The organism is Sporocytophaga myxococcoides DSM 11118, assembly GCF_000426725.1.
Classification (GTDB): Bacteria; Bacteroidota; Bacteroidia; order Cytophagales; family Cytophagaceae; genus Sporocytophaga; species Sporocytophaga myxococcoides.
This window is the reverse complement of the sequence record NZ_AUFX01000003.1, coordinates 740,113-762,258: the sequence shown is the minus strand read 5'-3', so window position 1 is coordinate 762,258 and position 22,146 is coordinate 740,113. Positions and strand designations below refer to the sequence as shown.

The 22,146-nt window shown below is 35.0% G+C and carries 22 protein-coding genes; 14 read left to right on the top strand and 8 right to left on the bottom strand.

Annotated elements, in window-relative coordinates; genetic code table 11:
• Positions 1–76: 76 nt before the first annotated feature.
• Together K350_RS0102945 and K350_RS27125 are read left to right on the top strand one after the other, a co-directional pair.
• The gene (locus tag K350_RS0102945) at positions 77–1,141 is read left to right on the top strand and encodes a glycosyltransferase family 4 protein (protein ID WP_028978641.1); all 1,065 of its coding nucleotides are present in this window, start codon (positions 77–79) and stop codon (positions 1,139–1,141) included.
• 2 nt (positions 1,142–1,143) lie between these two features.
• Complete coding sequence (locus K350_RS27125; RefSeq protein WP_051312802.1) at positions 1,144–3,351, top strand: amylo-alpha-1,6-glucosidase; 2,208 nt, start codon at positions 1,144–1,146, stop codon at positions 3,349–3,351.
• 31 nt (positions 3,352–3,382) lie between these two features.
• Here the strand turns inward: K350_RS27125 and purB are convergent, their stop codons facing one another.
• Complete coding sequence (purB, locus tag K350_RS0102935) at positions 3,383–4,738, bottom strand: adenylosuccinate lyase (RefSeq protein ID WP_028978640.1); 1,356 nt, start codon at positions 4,736–4,738, stop codon at positions 3,383–3,385.
• A gap of 259 nt (positions 4,739–4,997) precedes the next feature.
• Positions 4,998–5,882, bottom strand: coding sequence for a cation diffusion facilitator family transporter (locus K350_RS0102930; RefSeq protein WP_028978639.1), 885 nt, complete (start codon positions 5,880–5,882; stop codon positions 4,998–5,000).
• Positions 5,883–6,029: 147 nt separating this feature from the next.
• Here K350_RS0102930 and K350_RS0102925 point away from each other — a divergent pair, with 147 nt between their 5' ends.
• The 3 genes from K350_RS0102925 to K350_RS0102915 all read left to right on the top strand — a co-directional run bounded on the left by K350_RS0102925 (position 6,030) and on the right by K350_RS0102915 (position 8,043).
• Complete coding sequence (locus tag K350_RS0102925) at positions 6,030–6,443, top strand: response regulator (protein ID WP_028978638.1); 414 nt, start codon at positions 6,030–6,032, stop codon at positions 6,441–6,443.
• Positions 6,444–6,548: 105 nt separating this feature from the next.
• Positions 6,549–7,034 carry a hypothetical protein gene (locus tag K350_RS0102920; RefSeq protein WP_028978637.1) on the top strand — a complete coding sequence of 162 codons (486 nt, stop codon included), beginning with the start codon at positions 6,549–6,551 and terminating at the stop codon, positions 7,032–7,034.
• A gap of 88 nt (positions 7,035–7,122) precedes the next feature.
• On the top strand, positions 7,123–8,043 hold the full coding sequence (locus K350_RS0102915) for a YihY/virulence factor BrkB family protein (protein ID WP_028978636.1): 921 nt from the start codon (positions 7,123–7,125) through the stop codon (positions 8,041–8,043).
• On the opposite strand, the gene K350_RS27120 is transcribed toward K350_RS0102915, so the two are convergent.
• Both K350_RS27120 and K350_RS0102905 read right to left on the bottom strand, forming a co-directional pair.
• The gene (locus K350_RS27120) at positions 8,040–8,810 is read right to left on the bottom strand and encodes a phosphatase PAP2 family protein (RefSeq protein ID WP_051312800.1); all 771 of its coding nucleotides are present in this window, start codon (positions 8,808–8,810) and stop codon (positions 8,040–8,042) included. The genes K350_RS0102915 and K350_RS27120 overlap by 4 nt on opposite strands.
• Positions 8,811–8,890: 80 nt before the next feature.
• A complete protein-coding gene (locus tag K350_RS0102905) occupies positions 8,891–9,337 on the bottom strand; it encodes a PA2169 family four-helix-bundle protein (protein ID WP_028978635.1) in 447 nt (148 codons plus the stop codon).
• 158 nt (positions 9,338–9,495) lie between these two features.
• On the opposite strand from K350_RS0102905, the gene K350_RS0102900 reads away from it, so the two are divergent.
• The 4 genes from K350_RS0102900 to K350_RS0102885 all read left to right on the top strand — a co-directional run bounded on the left by K350_RS0102900 (position 9,496) and on the right by K350_RS0102885 (position 12,264).
• Positions 9,496–9,897 carry an Hsp20 family protein gene (locus tag K350_RS0102900; protein ID WP_028978634.1) on the top strand — a complete coding sequence of 134 codons (402 nt, stop codon included), beginning with the start codon at positions 9,496–9,498 and terminating at the stop codon, positions 9,895–9,897.
• Positions 9,898–10,056: 159 nt separating this feature from the next.
• Positions 10,057–10,575: an O-acetyl-ADP-ribose deacetylase gene (locus tag K350_RS0102895; RefSeq protein ID WP_037573609.1), complete on the top strand. Its 519-nt coding sequence runs from the start codon at positions 10,057–10,059 to the stop codon at positions 10,573–10,575.
• Entirely contained in the window at positions 10,572–10,841 is a 270-nt protein-coding gene (locus K350_RS0102890) for an acylphosphatase (protein ID WP_028978632.1), read from the top strand. Before K350_RS0102895 ends, K350_RS0102890 begins: the two co-directional genes overlap by 4 nt.
• A 22-nt stretch (positions 10,842–10,863) precedes the next feature.
• Complete coding sequence (locus tag K350_RS0102885; RefSeq protein WP_028978631.1) at positions 10,864–12,264, top strand: deoxyribodipyrimidine photo-lyase; 1,401 nt, start codon at positions 10,864–10,866, stop codon at positions 12,262–12,264.
• Positions 12,265–12,267: 3 nt separating this feature from the next.
• Here K350_RS0102885 and K350_RS0102880 read toward each other — a convergent pair whose 3' ends face one another.
• A complete protein-coding gene (locus K350_RS0102880) occupies positions 12,268–12,798 on the bottom strand; it encodes a DUF4468 domain-containing protein (RefSeq protein ID WP_028978630.1) in 531 nt (176 codons plus the stop codon).
• A 202-nt stretch (positions 12,799–13,000) separates the two neighbouring features.
• On the opposite strand from K350_RS0102880, the gene K350_RS0102875 reads away from it, so the two are divergent.
• The 3 genes from K350_RS0102875 to K350_RS0102865 are packed head-to-tail and all read left to right on the top strand — an operon-like array spanning position 13,001 to position 15,467.
• Positions 13,001–13,798, top strand: a complete 798-nt coding sequence (locus K350_RS0102875; RefSeq protein ID WP_028978629.1) for a M48 family metallopeptidase — start codon at positions 13,001–13,003, stop codon at positions 13,796–13,798.
• Positions 13,799–13,838: 40 nt separating this feature from the next.
• Entirely contained in the window at positions 13,839–14,711 is an 873-nt protein-coding gene (locus tag K350_RS0102870; protein ID WP_028978628.1) for a hypothetical protein, read from the top strand.
• Between the two features lie 3 nt (positions 14,712–14,714).
• A complete protein-coding gene (locus K350_RS0102865) occupies positions 14,715–15,467 on the top strand; it encodes an MBL fold metallo-hydrolase (protein WP_028978627.1) in 753 nt (250 codons plus the stop codon).
• A 9-nt stretch (positions 15,468–15,476) separates the two neighbouring features.
• Here the strand turns inward: K350_RS0102865 and K350_RS0102860 are convergent, their stop codons facing one another.
• Positions 15,477–16,391, bottom strand: coding sequence for a cation diffusion facilitator family transporter (locus K350_RS0102860; RefSeq protein ID WP_028978626.1), 915 nt, complete (start codon positions 16,389–16,391; stop codon positions 15,477–15,479).
• Positions 16,392–16,465: 74 nt separating this feature from the next.
• Positions 16,466–18,868, bottom strand: a complete 2,403-nt coding sequence (locus K350_RS27115) for an efflux RND transporter permease subunit (RefSeq protein WP_051312798.1) — start codon at positions 18,866–18,868, stop codon at positions 16,466–16,468.
• 500 nt (positions 18,869–19,368) lie between these two features.
• On the opposite strand from K350_RS27115, the gene K350_RS0102845 reads away from it, so the two are divergent.
• Positions 19,369–19,656 carry an HU family DNA-binding protein gene (locus K350_RS0102845; RefSeq protein WP_028978625.1) on the top strand — a complete coding sequence of 96 codons (288 nt, stop codon included), beginning with the start codon at positions 19,369–19,371 and terminating at the stop codon, positions 19,654–19,656.
• 191 nt (positions 19,657–19,847) lie between these two features.
• On the opposite strand, the gene K350_RS0102835 is transcribed toward K350_RS0102845, so the two are convergent.
• Positions 19,848–20,432 carry a hypothetical protein gene (locus K350_RS0102835; protein WP_028978623.1) on the bottom strand — a complete coding sequence of 195 codons (585 nt, stop codon included), beginning with the start codon at positions 20,430–20,432 and terminating at the stop codon, positions 19,848–19,850.
• Positions 20,433–20,585: 153 nt separating this feature from the next.
• Between K350_RS0102835 and K350_RS0102830 the strand changes: the two genes are divergently transcribed.
• Positions 20,586–22,049, top strand: a complete 1,464-nt coding sequence (locus K350_RS0102830; protein WP_028978622.1) for a hypothetical protein — start codon at positions 20,586–20,588, stop codon at positions 22,047–22,049.
• Positions 22,050–22,146: the final 97 nt, after the last annotated feature.

Genomic DNA, 22,146 nt, shown 5'->3' with positions numbered 1-22,146 from the left:
TTATCCTAAGAAAAATGAAAAGAAAAACTTTCGATATGAGCCATGGTTAATCTAATAGTATTATGATAAAGAACTTATGAGGATAGCACAAGTGAGTCCGCTTTTTGAAAGCGTGCCACCTAAATTATATGGAGGGACTGAAAGAATTGTTTCTTATCTGACGGAGGAATTGGTAAAGCAGGGACATGAAGTAACTTTATTTGCTTCGGGAGATTCTGAAACCAAAGCTAAACTGATTGCTCCTTGCAACAAAGCATTGAGATTGGATAGTGAGAGTATGGACCCGCTTGCTCACCATTTCACTTTAATGGAGATGGTACAAAGGGAAGTTGATAATTTTGATATAATACATTTTCACATTGATTACCTTCATTTTCCGCTATCTAGGAGAATGCTTACACCTCATATTAGCACTTTACACGGAAGGCTTGATATGACTGATCTTATTCCATTATACAAGGAATATAAAGAAATTCCGGTAGTGTCAATTTCTGATTTTCAAAGAAAACCACTTCCTGAAGCTAATTGGGTAGAAACTGTATATCACGGACTTCCTTCAGATCTTTATAAAGGAAGTAACAGAGAAGGGAAATATCTGGCATTCTTAGGTAGGTTTTCTCCGGAAAAGAGACCCGAGAGAGCCATACAATTAGCCATTGACGCTGGCATTCCTATTAAGCTTGCAGCCAAAGTAGATACAAAAGATCATGAGTATTTTGAGACAGTGATAAAACCAATGCTCAATCATCCTTTGGTAGAATATGTTGGAGAAGTCAGTGAAAAAGAAAAGCAGGAATTTCTTGAAAATGCAATTGCTCTTGTCTTTCTGATAGACTGGCCTGAGCCATTTGGTCTGGTTATGATTGAGTCAATAGCCTGTGGTACGCCTGTAATTGCATGGAGGAACGGAAGTGTTCCTGAAGTTATTGAAGACGGAGTTTCGGGAAGAATTGTAGAAAGTATGGAAGAAGCACTTTGTAGTATTGAGGAGGTGAAAAAGCTTGATAGGAGTAAGGTTCGTGCTTGTTTCGATAAGAGATTTTCGGCAGAAAGAATGACAAGGGATTATGTTGAAGTATATGACCAGCTTATTAAAACTAAAAGTATGTCCAATATTAATTTTGTATATAAAAATGTTTAGGCATGGGAAGTTATATCAAGTATAAAAATCAATATTTTATTCTTGCTTCTTCATCTCTCGCCGATGACAGGATTATGGTGCTCAAGCATGAAGATATGTTTGGGGTCTTTGATCGTTATGGTGACGTGTTTCCGATTGGGCATGGTGCACAGGGATTGTTTTGTGAAGGAACCAGATTTTTAAGCAAGCTGGAAATGCTGGTGGAAGGGCACAGACCCTTACTTCTGAGCTCAAGTTTGAAGGAAGAAAATGAGTTGATGACAGTAGACCTCACTAATTCAGACTATTTGAATAAAAATGGTTCTATCGCAGAGAAGGGGTCGTTGCATATTCACAGATCAATATTTGTATACAATAATGTTTGCTATGAAAAAATAAGACTATGTAATTTTGGAATGGAGCCCTTGGCTTTCAATATCTCATTGAGCTTTGAATCGGACTTTAAAGATATTTTTGAAGTCAGAGGATTATCAAGAAAGAAGGTAGGACGAAAGTCTACTCCTAAATATCTGGAGGATCAGATTATCCTTGGCTACAAAGGTTTGGATAATGTTCCAAGAAAGACAAGGATCAAATTTGAAAAAGTTCCTGATTCAATTGAGAATAAAAAAGCTTCCTATAAAATTCAATTAGTACCTAAGGCCTGTGATTACATATCTTTTGCTGTAGCTTGTGAAATTGGGAAAAAAGAAACACAGATTCTGAAATATGAAGATGCATGCCATCAGGTTACTAAAACTCTGGAAAAGGTTAAGCAGGAATCCTGTGAATTGTTGAGCTCTAATGAACAGTTCAACGAATGGTTGCACAGATCAAAGTCTGATTTAGTCACTATGTTGTCTAATACTGAATACGGCATATATCCATATGCAGGAATTCCTTGGTATAGTACGCCTTTCGGAAGGGATGGTATTATAACTGCCTGGCAATGCTTATGGTTAAATCCTGAAATAACGAAGGGTGTATTGAAGTATTTGGCAGCAACACAGGCAGATACTGAAAATAGTTTTCAGGATGCAGAACCTGGTAAGGTTTTCCATGAGAAAAGAGGTGGAGAGATGGCAGAGCTTGGAGAAATTCCATTTAAAATGTACTATGGAACTATAGATGCCACACCGCTTTTCGTCGCATTGGCAGGAGCTTATCTTCATAGAACCAACGATCTTGAAACACTTAGACATATATGGCCTAATATTGAAGCAGCCTTGAATTGGATTGACAATTTTGGAGATATTGACGGAGACGGATTTGTTGAATATCAGAAAAAATCTGAAACCGGACTTAATAATCAAGGATGGAAAGATTCTCATGATTCCATATTTTATTCTAACGGAAAATTGGCAAAAGGACCCATAGCTTTATGTGAAGTACAAGGATATGTATATGATGCCAAGATGAGTGCGAGTAAGATAGCACGAGAACTAGGAATGGAGGAAAAGGCAAATGAGTTAAGTCTTCAGGCTAATGAATTAAAGGAGAAATTTGCAAAGGCTTTTTGGTCAGAAGAGAAAAAGTGTTATCACATAGCTTTGGATGGGCAAAAGAATCCTTGTGAAGTGGTATCTAGTAATGCAGGCCATTGTTTGTTTTCAGGCATAGCCCAAAATGAACATGCAGAACAACTTGCTACTACACTTCTTAGTGACAAGATGTTCTCTGGATGGGGCATAAGAACTATTGCTACAGATGAAGTAAGATATAATCCCATGTCTTACCACAATGGATCAATCTGGCCTCATGACAATTCATTGATTGCATATGGCTTGTATAAGTATGGTTGTTATGAGGAATTACATAAGGTGCTTAAAGGAATGTTTGACGTAACTACCTTTGTTGAGCTACAAAGATTGCCTGAATTGTTTTGTGGTTTTGAAAAAAGAAAGCATGAAGGTCCTACTGCATATCCTGTAGCTTGTTCACCGCAGGCCTGGGCTGTGACTTCAGTTTATTTTCTTCTACAGGCAGCTCTGGGAATTGAAATCAACGCAAAGGAAAACACTATTAACTTTGTGAATCCAACATTACCTTCATTTATCAATGAGCTTACTATCACTAATCTGCAGGTAAATAATACGAAAGTAATAATTCAGGTAAGACGAAATTTAAATAATGAAATTGATGTCTATCCATTGCATAAAGATGGTGATGTAAAGGTTAAAAAAGTGGAGAATAGTCTTACCAAGAAAAATAAACTGGTAGAAGCAGGGTAATATATTCTGCTTCTACCAGCAATAAACTATTTTAATATTCAAATTTAACTCCTGTATAGGTATAAGGAGTAAGAGTTTTTAACTCAGCTTTTACTGAAGCAGAAACATTAAGTGTTTCAATAAATGCTTCGAAGATTTCCCGGGTTATTTTCTTGTTTTGTCTGGTCAAGTCCTTTAAAGCTTCGTAAGGTTTTGGATATCCTACTCTTCTTAAAATCGTTTGAATTCCTTCTGCAATAACAACCCAATTGTTTTCAAGATCTCTATCGATCGCAGCTTTATTAAGCTCAATTTTTTCAAGCCCTTTTAATAAAGATTTAATAGCAATATACATGTGTGCAATCGGCACACCTACATTTCTTAGCACAGTAGAATCTGTTAGATCTCTTTGAAGCCTTGAAATAGGAAGTTTAGAAGAGAGATGTTCAAATATAGCATTTGCAATACCAAGATTACCTTCTGAATTTTCAAAATCTATGGGGTTTACTTTATGTGGCATAGCAGATGAGCCGATCTCACCTTCCTTTATTTTCTGTTTAAAGTATTCCATTGAAATGTATTGCCACATATCTCTGTCAAGATCTATAAGAATCGTGTTGATTCTTTTTAGGTTATCAAACAGAGCAGCTAGGTTGTCATAGTGTTCTATCTGAGTAGTGAACTGACTTCTGTGTAATCCAAGCTGAGTGTTGAGAAACTCATTAGCGAATTGTATCCAGTCTATTTCCGGATATGCAGAAAAATGAGCATTAAAGTTTCCAGTTGCCCCACCGAACTTTGCAGAATATGGAATATTCTTTAATAACTCAAGTTGATTGTTAACTCTTTCTACAAATACCATCAATTCTTTCCCGAGAGTGGTTGGAGAAGCGGGCTGGCCATGTGTTTTGGCAAGCATAGCAATTCCTTTCCATTCTTTTGCAATTCCTATTAATGAATTTTGAAGTAGATAAATCAGTGGTAATATTTCTTCCTGAACAGAATCTTTTAACAGCATTGGAATAGCTGTATTGTTGATGTCCTGGGAAGTTAATCCGAAGTGAATAAATTCGCTGTACTGAGAAATATTTAAGTTATCAAAAGCAGTTTTTATGAAATACTCAACAGCTTTGACATCATGGTTGGTTTTCTTTTCTATTTCCTTAATTTCCTGAGCTTGCTTTTCAGTGAAATTTAAATAAATATTCCTAAGAGAAGGGTATAGGCTTTTGCTAAAGGATTCAAGCCCTGGAAGGGGCAATTCTGCCAGCGCAATAAAATATTCTATTTCAACTTGAATTCTGTATTTGATTAAGCCGAATTCTGAATAATAAGGAGCTAGATTTTTAACCTGATTTCTGTATCTGCCATCAATAGGCGAGATCGCTGTCAATGCGTTTAATTCCATTTTTTCAAAATAAACAGCAAAGATAAAAATAATAAGCTTTTATCCCGAAAAAATAAATTTTTATAATTAATATTCTGATTAGTAGTTTGTTGTGTTAGTTGGGAAGTTCAGAATTGCTTCAGAATTTCTAAGTTACTTTGAAGCACAATAAGCCAATGGCTTATCCCACCAATACCCTCTATAAGGCCGGCATCCCTCTATGCCGGCTTTTTTTCTAGTATTAAGTAGTAAGTGATAAGTTGTAAGAACTTAAAACTTATTAATCCGCTGGTTCAATATGAATAAGCACATCCTTAACTTTGGGAAGGTCTTTTAATAATTGATTTTTCACATCATGAGCAAGTTTATGGCCTTCTTTAACTGAAATGTCTCCATTGACCATTACATGAAGGTCGACATAGAAGTCAAATCCCATTTTTCTTACCAGACATTTATCAAGCTCAACTACTCCAGGAACTTTTCTGGCAATATTTTTTACCTGTTCTGCTACTGAAGGGTCTGGGGCTACATCCATTAATTCGTCTAATGCAGATTTCATAATTGACCATGCATTATAAATGACTAAGCCTGAAGCTGCGAGTGCTGCCCAGTCATCAGCACTTTCATAACCTTCTCCTCCAATGAGGGCGATTGTGATGCCAATGAATGCCGCTAGAGAAGATAAAGCATCACTCCTGTGATGCCAGGCTTCTGCTTTCATTGCAGAGCTTTGATGAGTTTCTCCGGCTCTATTGACAAATCTGAATAGAATTTCTTTTACAAATATAATAGCACCAAGTAAAATCAGCGTAAAAGAAGCCGGAGCCTTATGAGGAGTGCGAATATTGTAGATACTTTCTGTAATTATAAATATCGCAGCAGCAAAGAGTAAGAAGGTAAGAATAATGGATGCAATTGGTTCAGCTTTTCCATGCCCATATGGATGATTTTCATCACGTTCCTTAACTGAAACTTTTAATCCTACGAAGAGAATAACAGAACTGATTACATCAGAAAAAGACTCAATGGAATCAGCAATGAGAGCAAAAGAATTTCCGAATATACCTGTTAACAGCTTTAGGATACCTAAAAAAAGGTTTGAAAAGAGACTTCCAATAATGATTTTTTGACCGGGAACAGAAGTTTTTTTTGAGACTTCGATCATTCTATGTATTTTTCTTTAAAATTACAAAACGTGCGTAAAGGTAATTAATAACTGTTCTTGCCGCAGAACTTTTATTTTGCCTCTGTCAATAAAGTTTTCAAACCTTTTAACCACAAAACAATTATCTATACTACTTTTTAAAATTGTATGAAAAAAATCAATTGCATATTACTAATCGATGACGATGAGATTAGCAATTTCATAAATGAAACTTTATTGAAAAGAATGGGAGTTGCGAGCGAAATTAAAGTGGTTAAAAATGGCATCGATGGATTAAAGTATATTACTATCTATGATGAAAAGGGCATTTGTCCTGAACTTATTTTATTGGATCTCAATATGCCTGTAATTGATGGATATGAGTTTCTCGAGTCTTTTGACAAGCTAATTTTTGAAAATAAAAATAATGTAAAAATAGTTGTTCTTTCTTCATCGAATAACCCGAGGGACGAAGAGCGATTAAAAAATGAGTTTGGTATATCTAATTACTTTATTAAGCCCCTTACGGAAGAGAAAGTCCTTAGCATATTAAACTTAAAACCAGCAACTTCATCCAACTAAGCGAGTAAGATAGATTTCAAAACAAAGGTTTGCCGGATCTGAAACATAATTAGGCAAAAATTGCTTATTTATATAATCAGATGTTCCATTAAAAACATTAAAGTTATGGCTAGACCTAGTTTAAGATTAATCGAAGCCCTTAGGACTGCAGCAAAACAGATTGGAAATAAAACCAATTATAACTGGAAAGATATTGGATCATGCAACTGTGGTAATTTGGCGCAGATTCTCACAGGGTTAGATAAAAAGCAAATCACGAAGTTTGGCATAAAGAAGCACGGTGACTGGGACATGCTATCTCGTTTATTCAGAAAGGAAAGTGGTTATGAAATTGATGAAGTCATAGCTGTAATGCTAGATGCAGGTCTGATTCTGGATGATTTTGCAAATCTGGAAAATCTTACTGACAGAAGGATATTGATGAGAATGGGAGAGAATGTTTATTTGAAAAGAGACAAAAGGGAAGATGTAATTTTATATCTGAACACCTGGGCTTCTATATTGGAAGAAGAGCTTCTAAAAGAGATAAATATTAAAGATGCGGAAAGCGTTTTAGTTGAAGAGGAAAAAGAGAAAGTATTGATAGAGTAGGAAATCTTCCTACTCTTTTTTCTTTTTATAATAAGTCATTTTTGTGGTAGATTTTTTTTAATTTTCTTGCCTTGTTAAAAGTTTCCTAATGAAGTTTAAAAAAGTTGCCAAAGATATATTGTATCTTTTTTCACAGACTTATAAAGAATGGATAAAGGATGATCCCTTTGAAATGAGCGCATCTGTTGCTTATTATGCTATTTTATCCTTACCTGCCTTGTTGTTAATTGTTATTAATACAGCAGGAGTTATTTATGGAAAAGACGCAGTAGAAGGCAAAATTGCCCTTGAAGTCGGTAAAGTGCTTGGGGCAGAGGCTGGAAGCATAATACAGGGAATTGTAGCCAATGCCAGCTTAAAAGCAAGCTCAAGATTTACGGCTTTTGTTGGCTTGGGGACTTTGATTTTTGGAGCTACAGGTGTGTTTATTGCGCTTCAGAAATCAATTAATAAAGTATGGGAGGTAAGGGTTAATCCTAAAAGCGGAATATTAAAATATATCATGAGTAGGGTTACTTCATTTGCTATAATAATTTTTATTGGTGTCTTGATGTTTGCTTTTATATTGATCACTACGGCTCTCAATGCTTTCAGTTCTTGGCTCAACGAGCACTTACCCTATTATATAGTTTCGTGGTTTTTTATTATAAACTTCCTTGTGTCTTTTGGTATCATTACTTTGTTGTTTGCCATTATCTATAAATATCTTCCTGATGTAAAAATAGCCTGGGGTAGCGTATGGTTTGGGGCAGCCTTAACATCCTTCCTATTTGTTATTGGAAAACTTGCAATGGGATTTTATTTTGTTCATATGAATCCAGCATCAGCTTATGGTGCTGCCGGATCTTTGATATTAATAATGATATGGGTTTCTTATTCTTCACTTATTTTATTCTTTGGAGCTGAATTTACCCACGTTTATGCAAAAAAATATGGATACTCCATTAAGTATTCCAAATATGCTATGAAGATGGAAGACTTCTATAAAGAGAAATACAGTAACTCCTAGAATGTCAAATGGTAAGATACGCCCATCGCTCCATTATAATATGATGGCATAAGGCATTGTGTTTTTCTTCCCCACCTGTTTCTATGGGTAAGGTAAGCAATTTGGGCTGAAAGGATTCCAAACCCCGCACCAGCAAGAACATCGGACATCCAATGCTTATTATTGGCCATCCGGAAAAATCCTACAGCTGTCGCTATGGTATAAGCGCCAACTCCATACCATTGACTTTTGTATCTGAATTCTTTATGCACAATAGTTGCCGCGGCGAACGCCTGGGCTGTATGCCCGGATGGAAATGATTTCCAATCCGAACTGTCCGGCCTTTGGATATGAGTGATATTTTTAAGCGGAAATGTAATAGCTGTCATAATCAACTCAGTCTTCACGATTAATATAGCTGTATTGATAAAATCGTTCTGACATTTGATTTTTAAAAGGTTCAAAACTACAAGCTCTGCATAAGGCGCAAAAATAAGATAATCATCAACTCTTGTTCGAAATGAGGGAAATAACTTTTGTATATCATTCCTTGCATCATAACTGCTATAGAATCCATGATTCTGAATGGTGGAAACCCCAAGACCAATAAGAACTGTAGGAGCAATGGCAGCTTTAAATACTCTTGATTTATACCACTTCTTTTTTTGATTAATTTTCAGTTCATTTATTTTAGTAATCTCAGGATTTATGCTATCATTTGTCTGACAAATTCCAGTTTGTAACTGAAGTGTGAAAATAAAAATCAACAAAAAGTTCAATTGTTTCATCGACAGGTCCTCCAAATTGTTGGCTAATTAATTTAAAGAACTTTTATATCAAAAAAATGTTAAACCGGCTTTCAGTTTATTCAAGCATCTGAATATTCCTTCTCAAGTAAAATCAACTCTTTGTAGTTTGTTTCAATTTGAAAATATTGAGTGGATATTAAGTCTTTCAGGTCTGATGGAAGGTTTAGTGCCAATATTTCCTGATATTCTTTCAATGTATTTTTTTCTATTTTCACAGCCTCTTGAAAAAGAGTATTCAAACTGCTGCCTGTAATATTGTCTTTTAGTTTTATCCAGAATCTTTTGGAATCTCCAGAGAAGCTTGTACCTGCTTCTTCTGGAGTCTCATCCGAATATTTCACAAGTTCTTTCTGAAGAGCTTTACTTTGGTCGCAGTTTTGGTTTGAAATGCTTTGAAACGCCTTGTTTTCCGTCATCTTTATTAGTTCCTTAAAAAAAGAAAATCTATCATTTAGGGTTCTTATTAAAGAATTAACTCCTGAAACCAACTCGAACGTTTCTTTCATTGTAATGCGTGTATTTTTTTTTAAAACAGTTAAAAAATCACCTTTGTTCTATTTATACCACTTTTTAAATTATGGTAAGAATATCCAAGGAATGATTGTAGACAGTGATATTTATTTACAAGAATTATTGTTCTAATAAAAAGAAGAGAGGACAGACTATGAATCTTTTGGAAAACAGAGAATTACTAAGGGGGTTGTTAAAGCAGACAGATTACCTTAATACTGCAAATGGAGGAACTAGCATGACATCTTTTGAATTCAGCAAGACTGATTTTAATTTTGTTATTACCATTAAGTCTCCTTCAATGTCTGCAGAAGCATTTCACATTATGCTTGATTTTAATCAGCTAACAATTTATACAGTGCTGGAAGGATTCGATGATTTTGAAGATGATGACCTTGTGAAGCTTCCTTTATTTATAAGGACTTTTGAGGTTCCCTCATTTGTAGACATTGAAAATATTGAAGCTGTTTATGAAAATGAAGAATTAAGTATTCTTCTTCCTTTCAAATCACCCCAGGAAAATGCGCATAGAATGATTGACATAAAGTTCAGATAAAATGAGGCTGGGAGTAGACCAGCCTCTTTTATTATTTACATTTTTATTATTCAAGAAACTGATACTTTTAACTAAGTCTTTTAAAATTCTAAACAAATCCATCATCATTTTTTATTTCTTAAATTTATTTACTTGAAGGGTTAAGCTTATTTTGTTCATATGATAAAAGAAAAGATTGAAATTGTAAAAGGAGATATAACAAGGATAAAAGTCGATGCTATTGTGAATGCAGCTAATTCTTCACTACTGGGTGGAGGAGGTGTAGATGGCGCCATTCACAGGGCAGCTGGAAAGGAATTGCTGCATGAATGCAGGTTACTTCATGGTTGTAAAACCGGTGAGGCTAAGATTACTAAAGGATATAATTTGCCTGCAAAATATGTCATTCATACTGTAGGGCCGGTTTGGAATGGAGGAACACATAATGAACCGACCTTGCTTAAAAGCTGCTATGAAAATTCTCTGAATTTAGCAGTTAAGAATACTTGCAGTTCAATTGCTTTTCCTGCAATAAGTACGGGTATTTACAGGTATCCCTTTGAAGAAGCAACTTCAATAGCAATTAAAACAACAATTGAATTTCTGAAGCAAAACAATTTTCCGGAAAAAGTTATTTTTGTTTGTTTCAGTGATGAAATGTTTAATTTATACAAGAAAAGTCTTGAAGAAATCTTATGAAAAACTTAAGGATATTAATATCAGGGAAAGTTCAGGGTGTTTTCTTCAGAGCTTCAGCTCGATCAGAAGCTAAGGCTCAGAATATAGTAGGATTTGCTAAAAATCTTCCTGACGGAGATGTATTAATAGAAGCAATGGGAGAGGATGAAAGTCTGGAAAAGTTTTTGAAATGGTGTAATCGTGGGCCAATGATGGCAGATGTAGTATCAGTAAAAACAGAAGAAATTCCTCTTGGAGATTCTACATCTTTTGATATTAATTATTAGTTATGACTTTTAAGTATTTTTAGTGAAAAGGATTAAAGTAGAAAAGGAAAGAGTAAAGCTTTTAAATGATAAACCTGTCTCGGAAAAGGGAAAGTATGTTCTTTACTGGATGCAACAATCTCAAAGAGTTGATTATAATCATGCCCTTGAATATGCAGCCCTGAAGGCGAACGAATTAGAGCTACCGTTATTAGTGGTTTTCGGGTTAATGGATGATTATCCTGAGGCCAATCTTCGTCATTATCATTTCATGCTTGAAGGACTTAAGGATACAGCAAGTCTATTATCAAAAAGGAGGATAAAATTTATTCTGAAAAAAGGCAATCCTCCTGAGGTTGCACAGGAATTTGCAATAGATGCTGCTTTAGTTTTCTGTGATATGGGATATCTGAGGCATCAAAGAATATGGAGAAAACAATTGTCGGAAAGTGCATTCTGCAGGGTTGTTCAGGTTGAGTCTGATGCTGTGGTTCCTGTGGAAATAGCAAGTGCAAAAGCTGAATTTGCAGCCAGAACTATCCGCAGAAAGATATGGTTACATGCTAGTCTTTTCATAGTGCCTTTAGATAAAGTAGAATTGAAACATTCATCACTGGATCTAAATTTCAAAAATGCTTTATCATTAAATAATATTGATTTATTGCTAGCCTCATTAAAGTTAGATACCAGTATTGGCAAGGTTGACCAGTTTTTTAAAGGGGGACCAACAGAAGCGAAAAAGAGACTGACCCATTTTATTGTTAAGAAACTTGCTTTATATGTAAAAAACAGGAATCAACCTTATACGGATGATATATCGCATATGAGTATGTATCTGCATTTTGGTCAGATCAGTCCTGTCGAAATATTGTTGGAAATCCAAAAAAATAAATCGAGAAATGAAAATGCAGACTCCTATGTTGAAGAGTTGCTCATAAGAAGAGAGTTATCCATTAATTTTGTTTATTACACTTTCGACTATGATCGCTACAGTTTTCTTCCGGAATGGGCTAAAAATACTTTGGAGAAACACAAAGCAGACGAACGTCCTCACAGATATACTTTAAAACAGCTAGAAGCGTCAAAGACTCATGATCCATACTGGAATGCGGCTATGGATGAAATGAGGGTTACAGGCTTCATGCATAATTATATGAGAATGTATTGGGGGAAAAAGATACTGGAATGGTCTGATACTCCAGAGAAAGCATATAAAAATTTAGTCTTTCTTAATAATAAATATTTCCTGGATGGCAGGGATCCTGCATCTTACGCAAATATAGGCTGGATATTCGGATTACATGACAGGCCTTGGGGAGAGCGAGCGATATATGGCACTGTCAGGACTATGGTAGCTTCAGGACTCGAAAGAAAAACAAATCCCAAGGCTTATGTTGAAAAAGTGAATCTGCTGAAGGAAAAAGCACAAAAAAAAGAGGACTGATTTCTACCAGTCCTCTTCGTTTTTCTTTTGTCCTGTTATCATGTAGGACTTTAAATTTTCAATTGTTTTGTTCACCTCAGCATTTACTTTGTTAACAAAATCGGCTTTGCTCTGAGATCTCATTTTTGCATAAAAAGCCTCTAGAGACTGGGCTGTTTTAGCTCCGTTTTTGCTGTCATAGATCATGAAATCTGTGATAGTATATTTATACTTGCCAGGTTTCTGATAGATGCTGATGTTATAAGTTAACACGTAATCGGTTTTGTATTTAAAGTCATACGTGATTAAAACATTGAATGTACCCTCTTTACTGATTTTTCCTGTTTCCTTGTTGTCAAAATCCAGACTTGTACTGTTGTAAAATTTTCCCATCCATTCTTTAGATCTTTCATAGATCAGTTCTTTTGTCAAAGTGTCTACATTCACGGTTTCCTGGAAAGTGAATTTTTTTGTCTCAGGATCTGTCGGGAAAGATTGGGCAAAAGACACAGCCGGCAGTAAAGCCAGTAGGAATAATAAAATTTTTGTCCTCATGCTTAATCGATTTGGTTAAAGATTAATTCTGATGCAAATGTATAATAATTAGCGAAAGTTAAAAACGATCTTGAAAAAATACAATAGGACATTCGTTGAAACCATGTAAAATTTATTGGAAAAGTGAGTTTAAATCCTTGTCTACTATTGGTAAATTTGTTTTACACAATACTATAGAGACCGAGTTATTAAACTATTTTTTATGAAAACGAAAATATTATTAAGCTCCTTATTAAGTCTTTCTTTACTTCAATGTCAGAAAGTACCGGTAACAGGCAGAAGACAGCTGGATTTTATTCCTGCGTCAGAAATGCAGTCCATGAGCTATACCAATTATAAAGAATTTTTAGGAGGACATCAATTGTCTTCCAATGCAGAGAAAGCTGCGATGGTAAAAAGGGTTGGTGAAAATATTAAGAGAGGAGTAGAGCAATATATGGCTCAGAACAATCTGACTTCAAGGCTAAAAGGGTTTCAATGGGAGTTTAATCTGGTTGAAGATCCTACTGTAAATGCCTGGTGCATGCCTGGGGGGAAGGTTGTGGTTTATACAGGTATACTTCCTGTGGTGCAAGATGAAACGGGGTTAGCTGTGGTTCTAGGACATGAAATTGCACATGCTATCGCAGAGCATGGTTCAGAAAGAATGAGCCAGGAATTGATCACTCAGATGGGAGGAACGGCAATGAATATAGCATTGGCGAGCAAACCTGCTGAAACTAAAGCACTTTTCAATACAGTCTACAATACTGGAAGTCAGGTAGGTGTGTTATTGCCATATAGTCGTTTACATGAATCAGAAGCAGATCATTTGGGACTGATATTCATGGCCATGGCAGGTTATGATCCTTCAAAAGCTGTAGAATTCTGGCAGAGAATGAAAGCCCAGGGCGGAGCGAAGCCTCCTCAGATACTGTCTACACATCCATCTGATGAACAAAGAATTCAGAAGATACAAAAAGAGCTTCCTGAAGCGATGAAGTATTATAAAAAAGGTTAATCGGGGAAATCAGAAAGGGTATTCGTTTTAAAATTATATTATGAGAGTTTATTTATTGGTAGGAGTTTTATTTTTTCATCTGAGTGTATTTGGGCAGGATAGCACTGGTATTAAAAATTTTACAGCAAATGAAAAGAAAAATGAAGTTTATTACACTGTATTATTAGGCTATGGATTCGGAGTTGGGCCAGGTCAAAATAATCAGGTTTTGCAATCTTCAAATAGTAATCGAATAACAACTAAGCCATTTTCTTATGGTAAAGGATTTAATATTTCTTTCGCTGGAGGTATATTATTTTCTAGTAATCTTGGAATAGAGTTAAATTTGGGATATCACTATGGAGGGAAGAATAAAATTAATAATGGCTATTGGATAGATGATAATTCAAGTGTGAGATATATTGACCAATGGGTTTCTTATAGTGCAAAATATATTTTAATTAATCCAAATATGGTTTTAACAACGAAGAATAAAAGAGGTGTAAAACCATATTTGAAAGTAGGACCAGTTATGGCTTTGGGGGGTGGATTATCTGAATATGAAAACAAATTAACGTTTAAAAATGGATACCAGGGTACTGAAAAATTCGATTGGGCTTGGAAAGGAGGCTTTGGTCTTGGTGTCAACTCTTCAATAGGAGTAAAAATAAAGACAAAAAATGAGAAAGTTTTTTGGGTTTTAGAAGCAACATACACAAGTTTAGGCCTTTCTTTTAAAGAAGGAGAACGAATAAATAATTCTTATAAGGACGTACAGTTAACTTCTCCTTTGACTGAATCGCAGACCAAGATAGTTTTTGTTGATAAAGTAGATGAAAAGGTTCAAAATCCTAACAAACCTTTACGGCAATTGAAACATAAAGCAAATTCCAATTCATTAGCAATAGCAATTGGTTTTTATATAATTATTTGATAAATGAATATTGTGGACAATGTCAGTCTTACAGTTATAGGCAGCGGCGATGCGTTCTGCAGCGATGGCCGATTTAATTCATGTTACTACGTGGAGTGGGGGGACAAAAAGGTGTTGTTAGATTGTGGCCCCACTTCTCTTGCTGCAATAAGAAAGTGTAGCCTTGATCCTATGGCTGTAGATATCATTGTGATCTCACACCTGCATGGTGATCATATAGCAGGAATTCCTTTTCTAATTCTGGAAGCGGATAAAGCAGCTAAAAGAAAAAAGCCTTTAACGATTATTACACCTCCTGACGGAGAAAGAAGGATTAAAGAAGTTTCTGCACTTTTATATCCTGATGCAATGACAATGTTTCAGAACCTTGATATTCGTTTTGTTCAATACTCACAAGATGCAGAAATCGAAATCGAAGGTTTTAGAATGAATTTTTTTGAGGTTAGCCATAATCCTTTGGTAAATCCTCATGGATTCAGAATTGAAAAGGATTCTAAAATTCTCGCTTATTCGGGAGATACAGGCTGGACAGACATTCTATATCAAATTGCGGACAATGCTGACCTTTTTATTTGTGAATGTAATTTTTATGAAAGAGAAACTTTAACGCATCTCAATTATAAGAAAATAGTAGCAGAGCAGCAGAACCTTAAAGCTAAACGTATGATTTTAACCCACTTTGGAAAAGAAAGTCTAGCTCATTATTCAGAGATTAAGGGAGAAAAAGCAGAAGAAGGGGAATGTATTTTATTCTAGGTAATAAAATTAACAATTCTCAAGATTACATTTTTCTTCAGCTGTTTCAAATTCTATGGTTGTATGTTCAATCCCATAGTTAGATAACCTTAACTTAATAGATTCTTTTATGTGGGCGAGTTCCGAAATCGTTTTCTCAGAAGCTACAATAAGATGTACTGTAAGAATAGTATAAGTTTCATTCAGCCCCCATACGTGTAGATCGTGAACATTTTTTACGTCCTTAAAGCTTAACAGAATTTCATTTATTTCGTCCATTTTTTTATCATCAGGTACTGCTTGAAGCAGTATTCTGAGAGTTCCTTTAAGATTTCTGAAGGCATTGAATAAAATGTATCCGGAAATTCCAATAGATAAAAGCGGATCCAGAACCGGGATCTTCCAGAATTGTAAAACTATACTTCCAATCAAAACAGCCACCCATCCCAGTATGTCCTCGATAAAGTGGAGTCTCATTACTCGCTCGTTCATACTGTCGCCTTTGCTGAGCTTTAAAAAAGCAAAGCCGTTGAAAACTACACCAAGTATGGCTAGAATGAGCATGCCTTCAGCATTTACTTCTTCAGGTTTAAAGATACGTTCGGCCGCTTTATAAATAATAAAAGCAGAACTCACTAGTAGAATGGTGGCATTAATTAAGGCCGCTAATAATGAAAATCTTTTATATCCAAAAGAAAATGAAGGTGTTCTTTTTTTCTTGGAAAGATTTTCAAAATACCATGAAAGTCCTAGCGAAAATGAATCTCCGAAGTCATGCACAGCATCAGATATAATAGCAATGCTATTGGTATAAATACCACCTACAAGTTCTATAAAGGTAAAAAGCAGATTGATGAAAAAAGCCATTTTTAATCCACCTTCGGAATCGTGGTGGTGATGATGATCATGACCGTGATGGTGATGGCTGTGTGAATGTTTGTGCATTGGAAGAAAAATGATGACTCTCTGTAAATAACAAAGAGCCGGAAAAAATTCCCGGCTCTTATATAACTTATTTTTTAAACCGCTTGTTTGGTCTCTTCGTCGTTTTCAGCGTTTTCAGCCTTTTTCTGAAGTCGCTTAGCTCTTAAGTTTTTAATGATCTTAAAGCCTTTCATTTCTTTCTTCTGATTCGGGCTCACAAATGTAATAAGCAAGGCCGGAAGCAGAATAAGGTTGGTGATCATTGCAAAGAACAAGGTTAATGAAGTAAGCACTCCAAGAGCGATAGTTCCACCGAATTGAGAGAATGAGAAGATTACAAAGCCTCCGAAAAGTACCATGGAAGTATAGATCATACTTACACCTGTTTCTTCAAGACTTTTAATTACAGCAGCGAATACGTTTCCATTTAAGTTTTTCAACTCCTGCTTAAACTTACTCAGATAGTGAATTGTACTGTCAATTGAAATACCGAAGGCGATGCTGAATATCAAAGCAGTACTAGGCTTTAGAGCAATATGGAAGATTCCCATAATACCTGCAGTAATGACCATTGGCACGATGTTAGGGATCAATGAAATTATGATCATTCTGATATCGGTAAAGATAAAGGCCATCATTAGGGAGATCAGAATAAAAGCCAGAATCAAACTATCCTTCAAGTCATTGATAAGGTATTCATTTCCTTTTAGGAAAAGAAGTGTTGTACCTGTGATATGCGTTTTAAAGTGTTTATCGGCGAATATTTCGTCAGCTTTTTTCTGAATATTATCTTTAATCAGAATATTCATATTGGTGGTACCAATATCTGCCACTTTACAGGTAAAACGTACATATTGCCCTGTAGAATCAACAAAAGACTTTAAGGTATTTTCCTGAGATTTTTTCCCAAGATATTTTGTGATAAAAGGAGCTTCTCTGTTTGTTGGTAATCTGTATTGCTCCGGATCTCCATTATAGAATGCCTGAACAGCACCTTTAACAACATTAAGTATAGAAAGGGGAGGAGATACATATTCCTGGTCTTTCAGGTATGTTTCCAACTCTTCCAGTTTCTTTAGGTTTGAGATACTCTTAATTCCATTTTTCTTACCAAGATCTACCACAATTTCCAAAGGCATTACACCTTTAAAGTTTTGCTCAAAAAATCCAAGGTCAGATTTAACGTGGCTGTTTTCAGGCAGGTCATCAACCATGTATGAAACAGCTTGTATTTTATATATCCCCCAGACAGAAACGGCAAGTACAATGACAGTACCAATATAGATCCATTTCCTTTTGTTCATTACTAATCCTTCAAGGAAAGTATTAATCTGTCTGAATAATTTAAAATCAAGGTGTTTAAGTTGCTTTTTGCTTGGTTCCGGAAGGAAAAGCAGTAAAGATGGTATTACAATCAGTGTTATGATAAATGTAGCTACGCTGACAATACCTGCAACCATACCGAATTCTCTGATGATGGAAATGTCAGTGAATAGAAGTACAAAGAAACCTACAGCAGTGTTAATGTTGGTCATAAAAGTCAGGAAGCCGACTTTTTCAATGATTCTGCTGATTGCTTTAATTTTATTACCATGCTTACGGAATTCCTGATGGTATTTATTAAACATATAAATACAATTAGGAATACTGATAATAATTATCAGGGCCGGCAACATACCTGTGAGCAGGGTTATTTTATATCCCAGGACAACAATGAATCCAAGTGTCCAGAGGACAGTAATCATAATTACAAGGAATGTAAAGAATACTGCAAAGAATGAGCGGAAGAAAATAAAGAGGAATATACAAGTTACCAGCACTGCAAGTCCCAGGAACAGGTTTAATTCATCTTTAACCTTACTTACCATAATTGCCCTTACATAAGGCAAACCGGCATAATGCATTTTTATACTGGACTCCTGAGAAAACTTCTCTGTCAGGTTTAGAATATTGTTTGCAACGACTGTTCTTTTGGCTGAATTCAGAAAATCTTTGTCAATAGTGACCGCCATAAGCGTAGCACCCGTCTTTTTATTAAAAATAAGATTCTCATATACTTTGACACCTTCAGCAGTTTTCAGCAAAGAGTCAAGCTCCGCCTGGCTATTCACCTCTTTAGTGAAGACAGGAGAAATGGCAAATTTTTTATTTACTGTATCTTTCTGAAAATTCATCAGCTCTGGCAAAGCGATGACTCCTGTAACACCTTCTACTTTAGCAAGATCTTTGGCAAGTTGCTGGTATTTGGCAAATGTTTTATATTCGTAGAGGTTATCGTTTTTTAATCCGATAGCCAGAATATTTCCATCTTCACCAAATGTCTTTTGAAATTCCTTGAAATAAATAAGATCCGGATCTTTGTCAGGAACTACTTTTATAAAATCGTAGGTGATTTCAATCTTTTTTGCCTGGTATCCCATAAATGCAGTGAATAGCACTGTAAGAAGGAGAAGCCAAACCCTACTTTTAATAATAAGAGATGAAAGTTTAGACCACATAAAGTTTACAAAGCCTTTTAGGCTTGGTTAAATAAATGAAATATGACTGAAAAAGATTCAGTTTATTATAGTTTTTTTATTAATTCAGAATTTAATGAGGCTGAATATGGAGTTTGCTCAAATACCAAAATTTAATCCATCGATTAACATCCGCGCGCCAAAATTAAATCCATTAAATGAAAAAAATAAGGAGAAAGTTAAAATAATACCTGTAAGAAAGTGAATCATTTGATTATCATTACTTAATGAGTAATTTTATTTTTTAAATACACAAAAATATATTTGTTTGAACATTTATTTTTATATTTATTAAATTGATATGTAACAGTTTATATAATATGACGTTTTATATTAAACTGATAAAAAAAAGTGTTTGGGAGATCATAGAGTTTGGGATTCATATTAGGTAAATATGTCAAAAAACTTACTTCCGTTTCCTTATTTGCACTATATTTTATTGTTTTACGTAATAATTCAAGCAGAAAAAATTCAATATTAATATGACTAAAGCAGAAATCATTTCAGGAATTGCTGACAAAACAGGACAGGATAAAGCAGAAGTTACTCAGGTTGTAGAAACTTTATTCACTGTTATCAAAGATTCGATGGCAAAAGGTAACGAGATCTCTTTCAGAGGATTTGGTAACTTTATCATTAAGAAAAAAGCTAAAAAAATCGGTAGAAATATATCTAAAAACACTGCAGTTGTTATTGATGAGCACTATGCTCCAAAATTTAAGCCTTCTGCTGAGTTCATTGATCTTATTAAAGCAAGCAAAAAAGCTTAATTCCTGTTTAAAAAATAATTTTAAAATCAGAGTAAATTTTATATTTGCTCTGATTTTTTATTTTAAGAAAGACCTCATCCTAAATCCTTCTTCTGAAGGAGCAGGACTTCAATTCACCTCAAGTGGTAAAACTGTTAAAGTTCTTTCAAACTAATACTTTAAGCTTTTCGCTTTCAGCTATTAGCTTTATCTTACTTTAAAAAATCTATTCTTCCCAGAAACAGGATTTCATATATTGACTGAGCCACAGCTGAAAGCGGTTTTTCCATCAATTCAAGTTTAAAATTCGCTACGGATTTCCCTTCCCAATATGCACAGTGCATTCCGTTTTTGATATGACTGTCGACCAATAGCGGAGATTTAAGAAAATCTATCCAGGAAAGATCATGTTTGGAATAGGTATATGCTCCGACAGTAACTCCTTTTTTTAATTCCCTCTGGCTCACATGAAAATCGTGAGATTCTTTATAAAGCATTGCATCTTCTTCATTTTCGAATAAAAAAGTAGCAACCAGACGAGAAGGATATTCCTTAAATTTATTTTTTCTCACCAATTCCAGATTATGTTCTGTCTGATAACCACGCAAAAGATTGCTTTGAAAAGGACTGATATATCCTGAGAAATTCTGATTAGGTAAAAACATCAGGTTGTCTTCCCGATTACTTACAGAAACAAAAGAGCCCATCATTAGTGCATTGTAATAGGCATAAACATCTTTGGGATTAATCCACACATAAAAATGCTTCGGTTCTTCGGATTGAAAAAGATTTTCCATAAAACATTGGTTCACTGAATTTTTAGCAGCTTTTCATTAATTAAGAATATTGAACACTTATGTCCTTTCATGAAAAACTCCTGAGCTATAAGGCAACTGAATTTTTTCTATTTATGTTTGTGTTTAAATAATTAAACCTGGACTTCTTTTAACATGACCTCAAGAAATTTTTACTGGATTATAGTATTCGCTTTGCTACTTACATTTGGTTGTGAGAAAAAGAAAGCAGATAAAACAGAGGAAAAGGAAATAACTGTAAACGGAACGAATACAGACACAGACACTACCAGTGAAAAGAAGCTTGAGTTAGATCTAACACCAGGAAAAATTCAAACAGTTAAAGCATCAAAGGATTCGCTTGTTAAATACAGTCTTTACATTCCCAAATCTTATTCAGAATCAAAGAAATATCCGATTGTGTATATGTTTGATCCACAAGGGGATGGTAAGTTGCCTGTAGAAAAATACCAACAACTTGCGGATCGGTTTGAGATGATTCTGGCAGGATCTTACAATTCTGAGAATGGTCTTGCCTGGGATAAGATTCAGCCCAAAATAATGGTAATGATGGAAGATTGTAAATCTAAATTGTCTATCGACAAAAATAGAATTTACACTTCTGGTTTTTCAGGAGGATCAAGGGTTGCCAGCGGAATGGCAATTTCAGGTGATGAAGTAAAAGGAGTGATTGGATGTGGAGGAGGGTTTCCCGGAAAATCCAATAATATAGGATATCCGTTTGATTATTATGGAATAGTTGGCGAGGAGGATTTCAATCTGGGAGAAGTGAGACAGTTAGATATGTCTATGAATAATTCAGGAATGACACATTTCATATGCGAGATAAAAGGTGGACATCAGTGGCCAGAAGCTCAGGATATGCAAACAGCTTTCTTATGGCTAAAAATGAATGCTATGAGAAAAAATGTGATTCCTAAAAATCAATCTCTAGTTGATTCATTGGTAAATGCAGGAATGTCTGAAATAAACCAGAAAAAGAAGAAGAATGAGAGCTATGAAGCTCTAGTGGCTTGTAAGAAATGGATAAGCATTCTGAAAGACTTAACTTCTGTTGATGCATTTAAAACAGAGGGAAATACTTTGTTTCAGTCAGAACCTGTAAAAGTCAAGCTTGCAAAGATTACTATCGTAGAAGAGAAAGAGGTGGAGTTGACAAGGAAGTTCTGGTCTGCTTTTGAAAAAGAAGATATACAATGGTGGAAAAGCAATTATTCCAATCTTCTGACTATGACACAGAATAATACTCTTCCACAAGAGGAGAGGAGTATGTATAAGAGATTGAAAGGATTTTTAGGACTTGCAGCTTTCAGCTTTTCCAACTCGGCTATTCAGCAAACTGATTATGAAAAAGCACCGAAGTTCTTGCAAATCTATGAACTTATAGAACCTAAAAATTCTGAACATGCATATCTGCATGCTAAAGTTTATGCAGCTAAAGGAAACTGGAAACTTGCATATGCCAGCCTGAATAAGGCAGTAAGACTTGGTTTTACGGATACTAATAGAGTAGAGGAGGATAAGATATTTAATGATGCTCCGAATCAACAAGAGTATAAGTTATTACTTTCCCAAATAAAGCTAAAAGCTAAAAGCTAATCTCGTAAAGCTTAAAGTAAAAAGATCAAAGAAACTTCTATGTTGTTAGAAGCAGTAAAGAGAAGGTATTAAGGATTCTCTTTACTGCTTTTTATTT